Below are 13,704 nucleotides of genomic sequence, written 5' to 3' on the forward strand. Positions count from 1 at the left end.
GCCACAAGCCGCGCCAGTCTCCCAAACCAGGAAAGTTTGCACCGATGTCCACCACGGCTATTTTCACGCACCGCAGCGCCTCCGCACACGTCGTCCCCGTGCGCCCGCTGCCGCTATCGCTACCGACCGGTTGCCGGGTCTAGCGTCTCGTGGCCCACCCGGCAGCCCGCGCCACATCGAATGCGCCTACCAGGCTTTCCAAATTCAGAAGACTCAGGAGTACCCCATGATGTTGCAAAACCCAGCAGCGAAATACCGCGCCTTCCCGCCCGTCCAGTTGAAGGACCGCACCTGGCCGGACGCCGTCATCAGCCATCCGCCGATCTGGATGAGCACCGACCTGCGCGACGGCAACCAGGCGCTGATCGAGCCGATGAGCCCAGAGAAGAAGCTGCGCTTCTTCCAGAAGCTGGTTGAAATCGGCGTCAAGGAAATCGAGGTGGGCTTCCCCTCCGCTTCCCAGACCGACTTCGACTTCGTGCGCCAGCTGATCGAAGAGAAGCACATTCCGGACGACGTCACCATCATCGTGCTGACCCAGGCCCGCGAGGAACTGATACGCCGCACCGTGGCCGCCGCCGCCGGCGCCAAGCGCGCCATCGTCCACATGTACAACTCGGTGGCGCCGGTGTTCCGCAAGGTCGTGTTCAACATGTCGCGCGAGGAGATCGTCAACATCGCCACCTCCGGCACCCGCCTGGTGAAGGAACTGGTGGCCCAGCATCCGGAAACCGACTGGGGCTACGAGTACTCGCCGGAGTCCTTCTCCACCACCGAACTCGATTTCTCCAAGCAGATCTGCGACGCCGTGTCGGCCGTGTGGCAGCCCACGCCCGAGAAGCGCATGATCTTCAACCTGCCTTCGACCGTCGAGTGCAGCACCCCCAACGTCTACGCCGACCAGATCGAATGGATGTCGCGCCACCTCGAGCGCCGCGATTCGCTGATCATCAGCGTGCACCCGCACAATGACCGCGGCACCGCCGTGGCCTCCGCCGAACTGGCCGTGATGGCCGGCGCCGACCGCGTCGAGGGCTGCCTGTTCGGCAACGGCGAACGCACCGGCAACGTGGACCTGGTGACGCTCGCGCTCAACCTGTACACCCAGGGCGTGCACCCCGGCCTGGACTTCTCGGACATCGACTCCGTGCGCAAGCTGGTGGAGGAATGCAACCAGTTGCCGGTGCACCCGCGCCACCCCTACGTGGGCGACCTGGTGTTCACCGCCTTCTCCGGTTCGCACCAGGACGCGATCAAGAAGGGCTTCGCCCAGCAGCAGCCGGACGCGCAGTGGGAAATCCCCTACTTGCCGATCGACCCGCAGGACCTGGGCCGCAGCTACGACGCCGTGATCCGCGTGAACAGCCAGTCCGGCAAGGGCGGCATGGCCTACTTGCTGGAGCAGGATTACGGCCTGGTGTTGCCGCGCCGCCTGCAGATCGAGTTCAGCCGCGCGGTGCAGGCGGTGGCCGACCAGACCGGCCTGGAGATCACCTCCGGCGGCATCCACGAGATCTTCAACAGCGAATACCTGGCCCAGACCTCGCCGTACGCCTACAACGCGCACAAGCTGGTGGAAGACACCAGCAGCGACGAGACGGTGCAGATCGACATCGCCCTCACCCACCGCGGCGCCCCGATGGCGCTGCAGGGCGGCGGCAACGGCCCGATCGACGCCTTCGTCGACGCGCTCGGCCTGGACATCAAGCTGATGGACTACCACGAGCACTCGATCGGCTCCGGCGCGAACGCCAAGGCGGCCTGCTACGTCGAGCTGCGCCTGGACAACGGCCCGACGCTGTTCGGCGCCGGCATCGACAGCAACATCGTCACCGCCTCGTTCAAGGCCGTGCTGAGCGCGGTGAACCGCCAGCTCAGGAACAAGGAGACGGCGGCCTCCGGCGCCAGCACCGCGGAGGCTTGATCCTCCCTCCCTCTTTGGAGGGAGATTGATAAAACTCAGCAACATGAGGGCGCCCACGAGGCGCCCTCTTGCTATACTCGATCGTGCACTGCACCAATTGGGAGATGGCAATGAAACTGTCGAACCTGAATATTGGCACCCGTCTGGGCCTGGGTTTTGGCATCGTCCTGCTGCTCATGGCGGCGCTGATAGGCGTGGGCCTGCAGCGGCTCGCCAGCATCGGTTCGTTGAGCGCCACCATGGTGGACAAGGACTGGGCGAAGGCCGACGCCGCCGCCATCATCTCCGCCACCACGCGCGCCAACTCGGCGCTGGTGCTGGAACTGTTCATCACCACCGACAAGGCGGCCGAGGCGGAGATCCACCGCCAGATCGACGCCAACAAGAAAACCATCGGCGACGCGCTGGAGCGGCTGGACAAGCTGGTCTACCTCCCCGAGGGCAAGGCCATGCTGGCCGCGATCCGCGCGCAGCGCGCGCTGTACGTGGCGTCGTTCGGCAAGGTGGGCAAGCTGGTTGCCGAGGGCGGCCGGGAAGAGGCGGCGCGGCTGATGCGCGCCGAAACGCTGCCGACGCTGGCCGGCCTGCAGGCCGCCGTCAAGGAATTGTCGGACCTGCAGCGCGCCATCGTCGGCCAGCACGGAGAGGAAGTGAAAAGCGACATTGCGCTGGCGCGCAACATGATGGCCACGCTGGGCGCGGTCGCGCTGCTGCTAGGCGTGGCCTTCGCGTGGTGGGTCACCAAATCCATCACCTCCCCCATCGCCTATGCGCTGCGCGTGGCGCGCGCCGTCGCAGCGGGCGACCTTACCACCCAGATCAAGTCCGAGACGCGCTGCGAGGCCGGCCAGTTGCTGCATGCCTTGAAGGACATGAACGACAGCCTGGCCCGCATCGTCGGCCAGGTGCGGCACGGCACCGGCGAGATCGCCAGCGCCTCGGGACAGATCGCCAGCGGCAATATGGATTTGTCCTCGCGCACCGAGGCGCAGGCCAGCGCGCTGGAGCAGACCGCGTCGTCGATGACGGAGCTGACCTCCACGGTGCGCAACAACAGCGACAACGCGCGGCAGGCCAACCAGCTGGCGCAGTCCGCGTCGGCGGTGGCGCAGCGCGGGGGCGAGGTGGTGGCGCAGGTGGTCGACACCATGGGCTCCATCAACGATTCCTCGCGCAAGATCGTCGACATCATCGCGGTGATCGACGGCATTGCCTTCCAGACCAACATCCTGGCCCTGAACGCGGCGGTGGAGGCCGCGCGCGCCGGCGAACAGGGGCGCGGCTTCGCGGTGGTGGCATCCGAGGTGCGCAACCTGGCGCAGCGTTCGGCCAGCGCCGCCAGGGAGATCAAGACCCTGATCGCGGATTCGGTGGACAAGGTGGACGCCGGCGCGAAGCTGGTCGAGCAGGCCGGCAGCACGATGGGCGAGGTGGTCGCCAGCGTCAAGCGCGTGAGCGACATCGTGGCCGAGATCACGCTGGCCAACCACGAGCAGTCCGACGGCATAGAGCAGATCAACGTCGCCATCACGCAGATGGACAATGTGACGCAGCAGAACGCCGCCCTGGTGGAGCAGGCCGCGGCGGCCGCGGCGGCGATGCAGGACCAGGCCGGCGCGCTGGAACAGGTGGTGCAACAGTTCAGGATAGGCGGCGAGCACGCGCCGCGCGCCCTGGCGCGCCTGGCCCGCGGCGCCTAAACCGGGGACAGACCTTACGCGCCACAAGTCCCGCCAATGGCATGGGACGCGGAACGCGGGTCTGTCCCCTCGGCACGCGCCGCCGAATCAGCGCGCCAGCCGGATCCCGGTGAACTGCCAGCGCGCGCCGGCCGGGAAGAAGTTGCGGTAGCTGGCCCGCGCGTGCCCGGCCGGCGTCGCGCTCGACGATCCCCGCAGCACATACTGGTTCAACATGAACTTGCCGTTGTACTCGCCCAGCGCGCCGGGCGCGGTGCGGTATCCCGGATACGGGGCGTAGCTGCTGCTGGTCCATTGCCAGCACGCGCCGTGCAGCTCCCGCAAGGCGCCGCCCTCGCGCTGCGCCGCGTACTCCCATTCCGCCTCGGTGGGCAGGCGCGCGCCCAGCCAGTGCGCGTAGGCGTCCGCCTCGAACAGCGACAGGTGCGCGGCCGGCGCGTTCGGGTCCAGCGGCAGCCGCCCGTGCAGCGTGAATTCGGTCCACGCGCCGTCCTCCACGCGCCGCCAGTACATCGGCATCTCCAGGCCCTGGTTGCAGACCCAGTCCCAACCCTCGGCCAGCCACAGCGACGGATCGCGGTAACCGCCGGCCTCGATGAAGGCCAGGTATTCGCCATTGCTCACCAGCCGCGAGGCCAGCGAGAACGGCGCCACGTACTGGCGGTGGCGCGGCAGTTCATTGTCGAAGCAGAAGCCGTCGCCGTCGTAGCCGATGTCGGCCAGGCCGCCGTCGAACGCCACCCATTCCAGCGGCGCGGCCGGCGCGGGCGCCGGGCCGGCGTCCGTCGTGTACTCGGGCTGCAGCAGGTTCTGCGCCAGCAGGTGCTTCACGTCCGTCAGCATCAGTTCCTGGTGCTGCTGCTCGTGCTCCAGCCCCAGCGTGGCCAGCGTCTCGAGCTGCGCGCGCGCGGACGTGTCCAGGCCCGCCGCGAACAGCCGCGCGATGCGCGCGTCCACGTCGGCGCGGTAGGCGCGCACCTGCGCCATCGCGGGGCGCGTCAGCAGGCCCCGCCGCGGGCGCGGATGCTTTTCGCCGATGCCGTTGTAATAGGAATTGAACAGGATGCGGAAGGCCGGATGGAAGGGCTGGAAGCCCTGCTCCATGCGCTCCAGGATGAAGGTCTCGAAGAACCACGTGGTGTGCGCCAGGTGCCATTTGATGGGGCTCGCGTCCGGCATCGACTGCGCGCCGCAGTCCTCGTCCGACAGCGGCGCGGCCAGCGCCAGCGAGCGCTGGCGCACCGCGTGGTAGCGGGCGATCCACCACGCCGGGTCGTTCATGTGCATAAGGCGATCCTCACAGCGTGATCCTCACGGCGCGCTCCTCAAACGCCCATGGCCCGCGCGTGGAACACGGCGAACCATTCGGCGTCGTCGGTCCAGTTGTGGGTGGCGGCGAAGCCGGCCTCCTGCAACAGGTCGATGAAGCCGCGGCGGGTGTACTTGTAGCTGTCCTCGGTGTGGATGCGCTCGCCGCGCGCGAAATGGCGCTCGACCCGGCGCTCGTGGTGGCGCTCGCCCTCCGGCCACGTCACCACCAGCGCCTCGCGCGCCTCCAGGTGCATCTCCACGCGGCTTTCCTCGGCGTTGAAGAAGGCGCGGTGCTGCCACTGGCTGACCTCGAAGTCCGAGCCGATCAGGTGATTGAGGTGGCGCAGCATGTTCAGGTTGAAGGCCGCCGTCACGCCGATGGCGTCGTCGTAGGCGGCGTCGAGCACGGCGCCGTCCTTGATCAGGTCCACGCCGATCAAGAGGCCGCCGTCGCCCTGCTCGTTCGCGCGCAGGCGGCGCAGGAAGGCGATGGCCTCGTGCGGCGCGAAATTGCCGATCGACGAGCCGGGATAGAAGAACACGCGGCGCTCGGCGCGCACGCTGGAGGGCAGCTCGAAGCTGCTGGAAAAGTCCAGGCCCAGCGCCGTCATTTCGATCTCCGGGAAGCGCTGGCGCAGGCGCAGCACGGCCTCGTTGAGGAAGTCGCGCGAGATGTCGACCGGCACGTATTGGCCCGGGCGCAACAGCGGGAACAGGCTGGCGGCCTTGGCGCAGTTGCCCGCGCCCAGGTCGATCAGGGTGGCGCCGGTGCCCACCGCGTGGGCGATGCCGGCGCCGTGGCGTTCGAAGATGGCGGCCTCGGTCCGGGTGGGGTAGTATTCGGGCAATTCGCAGATGGCTTCGAACAGCTTGGAGCCGAGACCGTCGTACAGGTACTTGGGCGAGGTGGCGGCGCGCGGCGCCAGCAATCCCGCGCTGATTTCGGCGATGGCGGCGTGGCTGCCGTGGGGGGTGTTGACGGGCCGGCTGCTAAGCTCTGGCGAAATCACGTGGATCGCCGCGGTACGGGACATAGGCATAGATGTGCTCAGTCTGTGTGCTTGTTGTCGGGCACCGGCAGCTTCGGCCGATGGCGGTTTTGCTATGATAGCGGATTATTAAAACTTCGTTGCCACGGTCGGTTCAGCCGTGTGCGTCCACCTTCGTCGTTTCATCCATGCATTCCTTACAAGAAAAGACCACACCATGAAAATCTCCGCCCCGCTCTCCGTCAAAACCCTGCTGGCCGCCGGCCTGCTGTTCGCCGCCGGCCACGCCGCCGCCCAGCAGGTGCTGCGCGTGTCCGCCATCCCCGACGAGGCGCCGACCGAACTGCAGCGCAAGTTCAAGCCGCTGGGCGAGTACCTGGAGAAGAAGCTGAACATGAAGGTCGAGTTCACGCCGGTGACCGACTACGCCGCCTCCGTCGAGGGCCTGGTGGGCAACAAGCTGGACATGGTCTGGTTCGGCGGCTTCACCTTCGTGCAGGCCAACCACCGCAGCAAGGGCCAGGTGGTGCCGCTGGTGCAGCGCGCCGAGGACGAGAAGTTCCGCTCGGTGTTCATCACCACCAGCAAGGACATCAACAAGCTGGACGACCTGAAGGGCAAGACGCTGAGCTTCGGGTCCGAGTCCTCCACCTCCGGCCATCTGATGCCGCGCTCCTTCCTGCTGGCCGCCAAGATCAATCCGGACACCGACCTGAAACGCATCGCCTTCTCCGGCGCGCACGACGCCACCGTGGCGGCGGTGTCCGGCGGCAAGGTGGACGCGGGCGCGCTGAACATCTCCGTGTGGGAAAAACTGGTGGGCGAGAAGAAGGTCGACACCGGCGCCGTGCGCGTGTTCCACACCACCCCCGGCTACTACGATTACAACTGGACCGTGCGCGCCGACATGCCGGCCGAAACCAAGAAGAAGATCACCGAGGCCTTCCTGGCGCTGGACATCAAGAACCCGCAGGACAAGGTGATCCTGGACCTGCAGCGCGCGTCGAAATTCATCCCCACCAAGGCCGAGAACTACACCTCGATCGAAGCGGCGGCGCGCAACGCGGGCCTGCTGAAGTAAGCGCCCATGCCCGACCTGCTTTATCAGTTGCGCGGCCTGACCGTGCGGCACCTCGCCGCCGGCCGCGCGCCCGCGCTGCAGGACATCAGCCTGGACATCGCCGCCGGCGAGCAGCTGGCCCTGATCGGCCCCTCCGGCGCCGGCAAGACCACGCTGCTGGCCACCCTGGCCTGCGCGCACCGGCCGGCCGAGGGCGGCTTCCAGGCCTTCGGCGCCGATCCCTGGGCGCTGGACAACGGCGCCCGCCACCGCCTGCGCGCGCGCCTGTTCCTGGCGCCACAGACCCCGCCCCTGCCGCCGCGCCAGCGCGTGGTGACGGCGGTGCTGGCCGCGCGCCTGCCGCAATGGAGCTTGTGGCGCGCGCTGGTGTCGCTGGTGAAGCCGGTCGATCCGGAGGCGGCCTACCGCGCGCTGTCCCGCTTCAACCTGGGCGACAAGCTGTATAGCCGCGTGGACCGCCTGTCCGGCGGCGAGCGCCAGCGCTGTGGCCTGGCGCGGCTGATGCTGTCCGGCGCGCAGGCGCTGCTGGTGGACGAGCCGCTGTCCGCGCTCGACCCGGCGCTGTCGCAACTGACGCTGGCCACCCTGCAGCAGGAGGCCTCCGAGCGGGGCGCCGCGCTGGTGTGCAGCCTGCACCAGGTGGACCTGGCGCTGGCCCACTTCAAGCGCATCGTCGCGCTCAAGCACGGCCGCCTGGTGTTCGACCTGCCGCGCGACCAGGTCACGCCGGCCATGATCGCCGAACTCTATATGGGCGAACAGCCGCCCGCCAACGCGCCCCTGGCGGACCAGGAACCGGAGCCCGCGAAGCTGGCGACCGGCGGCTGCCTGTGAGCATGCGCACAGTCCCCGCCGTCCCCTACGATGAACGCCACCCCGATCCCGCCTGGCGCGGCCGGGTGACGACGACCGTGCTCGCCCTCGTCGTGCTGTGGCCGATGGTGGTGGCGAGCGAATTCAAGCCCTTCCAGCTGCTGGACTGGCAAAGCCTGGCGGCCACCGGCCGCTTCCTGGCCGCCTTCGTGCCGCCCGCGCACTCGCCCGAATTCCTCGACATGCTGCTGCGCGAGACGTGGCAGACCGTGGCAATCGCCACCGCCGGCCTCACGCTGGCCCTGCTGGGCGCCATCCCCGCCACGCTGCTGGTGACCGAGCGCCTGTCCATCTCCCGCCTGGGCACGGGCCGCATGGCCCTGCCCTCGCGCCTGCTGCGCCAGGCGGTGCGCTGGCTGCTGGTGCTGCTGCGCAGCGTGCCGGAGCTGGTGTGGGCGCTGCTGTTCGTGCGCATCGTCGGCCTCGGGCCGACGGCCGGCGTGCTGGCCATCGCCCTCACCTACTGCGGCATGCTGGGCAAGGTGTACGCCGAGATCCTGGAATCGTCCGAGTCGCACGCCAGCCAGGCGATATTGAACAACGGCGGCGGCAGGCTGGCCGCGCTGCTGTATGGCGCGCTGCCGGAGGCCGCCTCCGAACTGGTGTCCTACACGGTCTACCGCTGGGAATGCGCGATCCGCGGCTCGGTGGTGATGGGCTTTGTGGGCGCCGGCGGCCTGGGGCAGCGCATGGACGAATCGATGAAGATGATGTCCGGCGGCGAGGTGTCGTCCATGCTGCTGGTGTTCGTGCTGCTGGTGGCGGCCGCCGACGTGGTGTCGAAGTGGCTGCGCGGGAGGCTGGGATGAACCGGGCCGCGACGAAGGCCATGCCCGCCCCGCCGCCGCGCTCCTGGTCCGGCTGGCTGATGGCGCTGGCCCTGGCCGCGCTGGTGGCGGCCAGTTTCGCCACCCTGCCCCTGAAATGGCGCGACTTCGCCAGCGCCGACGCGGTGCGCAGCATGGCCGAATTCCTGGGCGGCTTCGCGCCGCCCGAACTGGGAACGAACTTCCTGCTCAAGACCGCCAACGCCACCCTGGAAACGCTGGCCATGTCCGCCTTGGGCACGCTGCTGGCGGTGGCCGCCGGCCTGGCGCTGGCCCTGCCGGGCGCGGGCCGCTTCGGCCGTCCCGCGCGCGCGCTGGTGCGGGTGGCGCTGAACGTGCTACGCTCCGTGCCGGAACTGGTGTGGGCCTCCATCCTGATGATCGCCGCCGGCCTGGGCCCGTTCGCCGGCACCATGGCGCTGGCGGTGCACACGGCCGGCGTCCTGGGAAGGCTGTTCGCGGACGCGCTGGAAAACGCCGCCCCGCATCCCGAGCAAAGCCTGCGGGCGAACGGCGCGGCGCCGATGGCGGCCTTCTTCTACGCCACGCTGCCGCAAACCCTGCCGCAGATGCTGTCGTACACGCTGTACCGCTGGGAAAACAACATCCGCGCCGCCGCCATCCTCGGCGTGGTGGGCGCGGGCGGCCTGGGACAGATGCTCAAATACCATCTGTCGCTGTTCCAGATGGAGGCCGCGGCCACCGTCATCGTCGCCATGCTGCTGCTGGTGGCGCTGGTGGACGCCGTCAGCTTCGCCACCCGCCGCGCCCTGACCCGATAGACCAACAAGCAAGGCAACCATGCTCGAACTACGCAAGCTGTCCAAAACCTACGGCGGCCAGCAGGTGCTGGCCGGCCTGGACTGGGTGTTCAAGCCCGGCGAATTCGTCGCCATCATGGGCGAATCGGGGGTCGGCAAGTCCACGCTGCTGAACCTGATCGCGGGGCTGGACCGGCCCGATCCCACGCCGCACGCCCCCATCGTGCTCGATGGCGTGGCCATGTCCGCGCTGGACGACGACGCCGCCACCAGGCTGCGGCGCGAGAAAATGGGCTTCGTGTTCCAGGCCTTCCACGTGCTGCCGCACCTGACGCTGGAACAGAACGTGGCGCTGCCGCTGCTCCTGAACCGCATGGCGCTGCACCGCGCGCGGGAGATGCTGGCCGCGGTGGGCCTGGGGGGACGGGGCGGCGACTACCCGCACCAGTTGTCAGGCGGCGAGATGCAGCGCGTGGCCATCGCCCGCGCCCTGGTGCACAAGCCCGCCCTGGTGCTGGCCGACGAACCCACCGGCAATCTCGATCCGGACACCGCGCACGGCATCCTGATGTTGCTGCGCAACGAAATAAAGGCGAGCGGCGCCTGCACAATTATGGTCACGCACTCTCATGCCGCGGCGGAAATGGCCGATAACACCCTTGTACTGACAAGGTCGGGACTACATATTGGCCAGGGCGTCAACCGGTTCGCGCAAGAAAACGCATAATTTTTTTGTCAAAGCCTACCATTTATTTTAAGTTGCAGTATCATACATATAACTTGCTTGGTTATTAATAGATGAGTTGAATCCGCCAATGTTGACGCCTTTGCTTTTGGCGGCGAAACACAAGCCAGGAGACGCCAGCCTATCCACGTTTTTTGACTAAGGAGGAAAACATGAGCGTGCGGCAAAAGAAACTGGAACTGATTGAAGCGATGAATCGAGCCAGAGCTTTAGAGCCTTCCAGCTTCGTACCCAACAAGTTGCTCGATACGCTGATAGAAAAAATGCACTTGAAGAACGACGCGGAACTGTGTCGTGTGCTGGAGGTCCAACCTCCCATTATCAGCAAAATACGCCACCGGAAATTGGCTGTAGGTGCCACCATCCTGTTGCGCATGCACGAAAAATCGGAACTCAGTATCCGGGAACTGAAAGACCTGTCGACTGCCTCCATGCACTGAATGGCATGACCGTTCATGCAATGCCAGGCGCCGGCATCGCAGTCCACCGGCGCCATTAACAGCCCAACCCCCGCTGTTATCCCCTCACGCCCCATCCCCCGTTTTCTTTCCATCCGTCTTCGCCGGCTCGAGCCGCGCGCGCAGGCGTTGCAGCGCATGGACGAATCCGTCCGGACGATCGAACGCGCGCGCCAGCACCAGCGCGCCCTGGATGCCGCCCACCACCTCCTCCGCCAGCGCGGCGGCCGCGTCGCCGTTGTGCCCCAGGCGCACCAGCGCGCCGGCCAGCGCGTCTATCCACGCGCCGAAGTAATCGCGCACGCGCTCGGCGTAGCGGTCGCGCTCATTGCCCAGCGCGAACACGCCCACCAGGCACACCTTGCGGCCGGAAAGGAAGTAGCGCCGCACCTCGTCGAACATGCCGTCCACGCCGGCCACCGGGTCCGCGCCTTCGCGCAGCGGCTCGAACACGTGCACGCGGAACCAGTCGTCGATTTCCGCCAGCACGGCTTCCGCCATCTCCTCCTTCCCTCCGGGGAAGAAGTTGTAGATGCTGCCCTTGCCTAGTTTCGTGCCTTCGCTGATGCGGGCCAGGCTGGCCCCCTCGAAGCCGTACACGCGGAAGACCTCGGCCAGCATGGGCACCACGTCCCTCCGTTCGGCGATGGTGCGCGCCATCCCGGCTCCCCTCAGAAACCCAGCGCGGTCAGGCCGGGGTGGTCGTCCGGACGCGGACCGCTGGCGTCCCAAAGCAGTTTGCGCTCGCTTTCCCGTATCGGCGTCTCATTGATGCTGGCGTGGCGGTGGTGCATCAGGCCGTGTTCGTCGAATTCCCAGTTCTCGTTGCCGTAGGCGCGGTACCACTGGCCGGAATCGTCGTGGTATTCGTAGGCGAAGCGCACGGCGATGCGCGCGCCGTCGAAGGCCCACAACTCCTTGACCAGGCGGTAATCGAGTTCGCGCGTCCACTTGCGTTTCAGCAGCGCGACGATGGCTTCGCGCCCCTGGACGAACTCGCCCCGGTTGCGCCACCAGCTGTCCTCGGTGTAGGCCAGCGAGACCTTCTCGGGGTCGCGGGTGTTCCAGCCGTTTTCGGCCAGGCGTATTTTCTGGATCGCGCTCTCGCGGGTGAACGGCGGCAGCGGCGGGCGGGCGGAGGCTTGCGGCATGATGGACCTTTCAAATGTACCGATCGGAACACAATGTACCGATCAGTACAAATACTATAGTCCCGCCCGGCGCCGGGCGCAAGGATTTTTTCCTACTGGCCGTCGACGCCGTAGTGGCGCGCGTAGCGGGCGTCCAGGTTCGCCAGCGGCATCAGCAGGAACAGGTCGGCGCTTTCGAAATCGGGATCCCAGGCCGGTTCGCCGCAGATCCAGGCGCCGGAGCGCATATAGCCTTTCAGCAGCGGCGGCACTTGCATGGTCTGCGCGGGCTCGAGTTTGGTGTAGGGGAATGGCAGGTGCGGGGTGACGCGGTATTCCACCGGCGCCATGTGCTTGACCGACAGCGCGTTGTAGACCGCCACGGCGTTGTGGCCGCCGTCCGCCAGGCTGATGCTGGCGCAGCCGGCCAGGAAGTCGCAGCGCTCGCGGCGCATGTATTCGGCCAGGCCGGACCATAGCAGCAGGATCACCGCGCCGCCGCGGTAATCCGGGTGGATGCAGGCGCGGCCCGCCTCCACGATACGGTTGCGCACGTTGTTCAGGCGGCTCAGGTCGAATTCGTTCTCGGAGTAGACGCGGCCCAGCTTGTGGGCGCGCGCGGCGCTCAGCAGGCGGTAGGTGCCCACCACTTTCAGGGTGTTGGAATCGCGCACGATCAGGTGATCGCAGTGCTCGTCGAATTCGTCGCTGTCCAGGCCATCGTCGCTGGCCAGCGCCGTCAGTCCCATCGTCTCGATAAACACCTTGTAGCGCAGGCGCTGGACTTCGCGCAACTCCTCCGGGGTGCTGGCCATGCTGAGCACCAGCTTGCCGGAGGATGCGCGGACGTCTGCCTGTATCAGATGCTGTTGCATGCTTTATCCTTGTGAGTTGAGACAAGGCAAGCGTAGCGTCCGATTACTTCAAGAAAATGACACCGGGATGTCAGTTTTATTACATTAGCTTTTCTTCGGGCGGCCCGTTTTCAGTTGCGGCAGCGAGGCCAGCACGCCTTTCAGGGTCGGCATGTCGACCTTGCTGATCAGGGCGACGCCCACGCGCAGCAGTTCGCTTTTCTTGATTTCAAAGCCGGCTTTCAGCGCGGCTTTTTTCACCAGGCCCAGCACCGCGTATTCGGCTTCCGGCATCGTGAAGCTGTCGCGCACCAGTTTTTCCTTGCGCGCCTTGTCCTTCGACAGGGCGTCAGGCTTGGCGGCGCGCGCCTTGGCCGGGGCCTTGGCTTCGGCCTTGGGCGCGGATGGCTTCACGGCCGCCTTGGCGGTGGTCTTTGCGGCGGGTTTTGGCGCGGCGGCTTTAGAGGCGGCTTTAGGGGCGGCGCTCGTGACGGTCTTCGTTACGGCCTTGGCGGCGGCTTTAGGGTTGGCCTTGGCGTCGGATTTGACGGCCTTGGATGCCTTCGGCGCGGCTTTGCCAGCCTTGGCGGCGGCCTTGGTATCGGCCTTGGCGCTGGCTTTGTCCGCGGCCTTGCCGGCGGCTTTGCCCGCGGTTTTGTCAGCCGCGCCGGTGGTGGATTTCGCGGCGGCTTTCGCGGCCGGTTTGGCGGCGGCGCTCACCGGTGCCTTGGCTTCGGCTTTGACGGCGGCTTTGCCCGCGACGGCTTTCGGGGCGGCCTTGGCCGCTGGCTTGGCATCGGCGGCGGCGGGAGCGGCGGCGCTGTCAGCAGCCTTGGCCGCCTTGGCGGCGGGGGCGGCATCCGCGGTCTTCGCGGCGGGCGCCGCCTTCGCCTTCGCCGCCCCCTTGACGGACGAGCGCGAAGCCGGCTTCACCGCGGCGGTCTTCTCCGCTGGCGCTTCGGGCGCGGCCTTGGCGACGGCTGGCTTGGTGTCGGTTTCAGCGGTGCTGGATGGGGCGGTGGCGCCGTTGGCGGATCCTGGTTTGTTCATG

At 67.3% G+C, this 13,704-nt stretch carries 14 protein-coding genes; 8 read left to right on the forward strand and 6 right to left on the reverse strand.

Features of this window, described 5'->3' with window-relative positions:
* Nucleotides 1-226 precede the first annotated feature (226 nt).
* Together leuA and BM436_RS30085 are read left to right on the forward strand one after the other, a co-directional pair.
* Complete coding sequence (gene leuA, locus BM436_RS30080) at nucleotides 227-1,924, forward strand: 2-isopropylmalate synthase (protein ID WP_093559752.1); 1,698 nt, start codon at nucleotides 227-229, stop codon at nucleotides 1,922-1,924.
* 110 nt (nucleotides 1,925-2,034) lie between these two features.
* A complete protein-coding gene (locus BM436_RS30085) occupies nucleotides 2,035-3,624 on the forward strand; it encodes a methyl-accepting chemotaxis protein (RefSeq protein ID WP_093559754.1) in 1,590 nt (529 codons plus the stop codon).
* Nucleotides 3,625-3,711: 87 nt separating this feature from the next.
* Here the strand turns inward: BM436_RS30085 and egtB are convergent, their stop codons facing one another.
* Nucleotides 3,712-4,911, reverse strand: a complete 1,200-nt coding sequence (egtB, locus tag BM436_RS30090) for an ergothioneine biosynthesis protein EgtB (RefSeq protein ID WP_093559756.1) — start codon at nucleotides 4,909-4,911, stop codon at nucleotides 3,712-3,714.
* A 38-nt stretch (nucleotides 4,912-4,949) separates the two neighbouring features.
* Entirely contained in the window at nucleotides 4,950-5,975 is a 1,026-nt protein-coding gene (egtD, locus tag BM436_RS30095) for an L-histidine N(alpha)-methyltransferase (protein ID WP_093559758.1), read from the reverse strand.
* A gap of 166 nt (nucleotides 5,976-6,141) precedes the next feature.
* Between egtD and BM436_RS30100 the strand changes: the two genes are divergently transcribed.
* The 6 genes from BM436_RS30100 (at nucleotide 6,142) to BM436_RS30125 (ending at nucleotide 10,651) form a co-directional block, all read left to right on the forward strand.
* Nucleotides 6,142-7,005 carry a putative selenate ABC transporter substrate-binding protein gene (locus BM436_RS30100; RefSeq protein ID WP_093559760.1) on the forward strand — a complete coding sequence of 288 codons (864 nt, stop codon included), beginning with the start codon at nucleotides 6,142-6,144 and terminating at the stop codon, nucleotides 7,003-7,005.
* A 6-nt stretch (nucleotides 7,006-7,011) separates the two neighbouring features.
* A complete protein-coding gene (locus BM436_RS30105; RefSeq protein WP_093559762.1) occupies nucleotides 7,012-7,839 on the forward strand; it encodes a phosphonate ABC transporter ATP-binding protein in 828 nt (275 codons plus the stop codon).
* Nucleotides 7,840-7,841: 2 nt separating this feature from the next.
* Complete coding sequence (locus BM436_RS30110; RefSeq protein ID WP_093559764.1) at nucleotides 7,842-8,687, forward strand: PhnE/PtxC family ABC transporter permease; 846 nt, start codon at nucleotides 7,842-7,844, stop codon at nucleotides 8,685-8,687.
* The gene (phnE, locus tag BM436_RS30115) at nucleotides 8,684-9,487 is read left to right on the forward strand and encodes a phosphonate ABC transporter, permease protein PhnE (RefSeq protein ID WP_093559766.1); all 804 of its coding nucleotides are present in this window, start codon (nucleotides 8,684-8,686) and stop codon (nucleotides 9,485-9,487) included. Before BM436_RS30110 ends, phnE begins: the two co-directional genes overlap by 4 nt.
* Before the next feature lie 19 nt (nucleotides 9,488-9,506).
* Nucleotides 9,507-10,193 (forward strand): ABC transporter ATP-binding protein, encoded by a 687-nt coding sequence (locus BM436_RS30120; protein WP_093559768.1) that lies wholly within the window; start codon nucleotides 9,507-9,509, stop codon nucleotides 10,191-10,193.
* 170 nt (nucleotides 10,194-10,363) lie between these two features.
* Nucleotides 10,364-10,651 carry a hypothetical protein gene (locus BM436_RS30125; RefSeq protein WP_056404796.1) on the forward strand — a complete coding sequence of 96 codons (288 nt, stop codon included), beginning with the start codon at nucleotides 10,364-10,366 and terminating at the stop codon, nucleotides 10,649-10,651.
* 84 nt (nucleotides 10,652-10,735) lie between these two features.
* Here the strand turns inward: BM436_RS30125 and BM436_RS30130 are convergent, their stop codons facing one another.
* The 4 genes from BM436_RS30130 to BM436_RS30145 all read right to left on the reverse strand — a co-directional run bounded on the left by BM436_RS30130 (nucleotide 10,736) and on the right by BM436_RS30145 (nucleotide 13,703).
* Entirely contained in the window at nucleotides 10,736-11,329 is a 594-nt protein-coding gene (locus BM436_RS30130; protein WP_093559770.1) for a TetR/AcrR family transcriptional regulator, read from the reverse strand.
* A gap of 11 nt (nucleotides 11,330-11,340) precedes the next feature.
* Nucleotides 11,341-11,820 carry a nuclear transport factor 2 family protein gene (locus BM436_RS30135; RefSeq protein ID WP_093559772.1) on the reverse strand — a complete coding sequence of 160 codons (480 nt, stop codon included), beginning with the start codon at nucleotides 11,818-11,820 and terminating at the stop codon, nucleotides 11,341-11,343.
* Nucleotides 11,821-11,912: 92 nt separating this feature from the next.
* Nucleotides 11,913-12,674 (reverse strand): GNAT family N-acetyltransferase, encoded by a 762-nt coding sequence (locus BM436_RS30140; RefSeq protein ID WP_093559774.1) that lies wholly within the window; start codon nucleotides 12,672-12,674, stop codon nucleotides 11,913-11,915.
* An 84-nt stretch (nucleotides 12,675-12,758) separates the two neighbouring features.
* On the reverse strand, nucleotides 12,759-13,703 hold the full coding sequence (locus tag BM436_RS30145) for a hypothetical protein (RefSeq protein ID WP_229490872.1): 945 nt from the start codon (nucleotides 13,701-13,703) through the stop codon (nucleotides 12,759-12,761).
* Nucleotide 13,704: the final 1 nt, after the last annotated feature.

The sequence above is a fragment of the Pseudoduganella namucuonensis genome (genome assembly GCF_900116645.1).
In the GTDB taxonomy this organism is placed as follows: domain Bacteria; phylum Pseudomonadota; class Gammaproteobacteria; order Burkholderiales; family Burkholderiaceae_D; genus Rugamonas; species Rugamonas namucuonensis.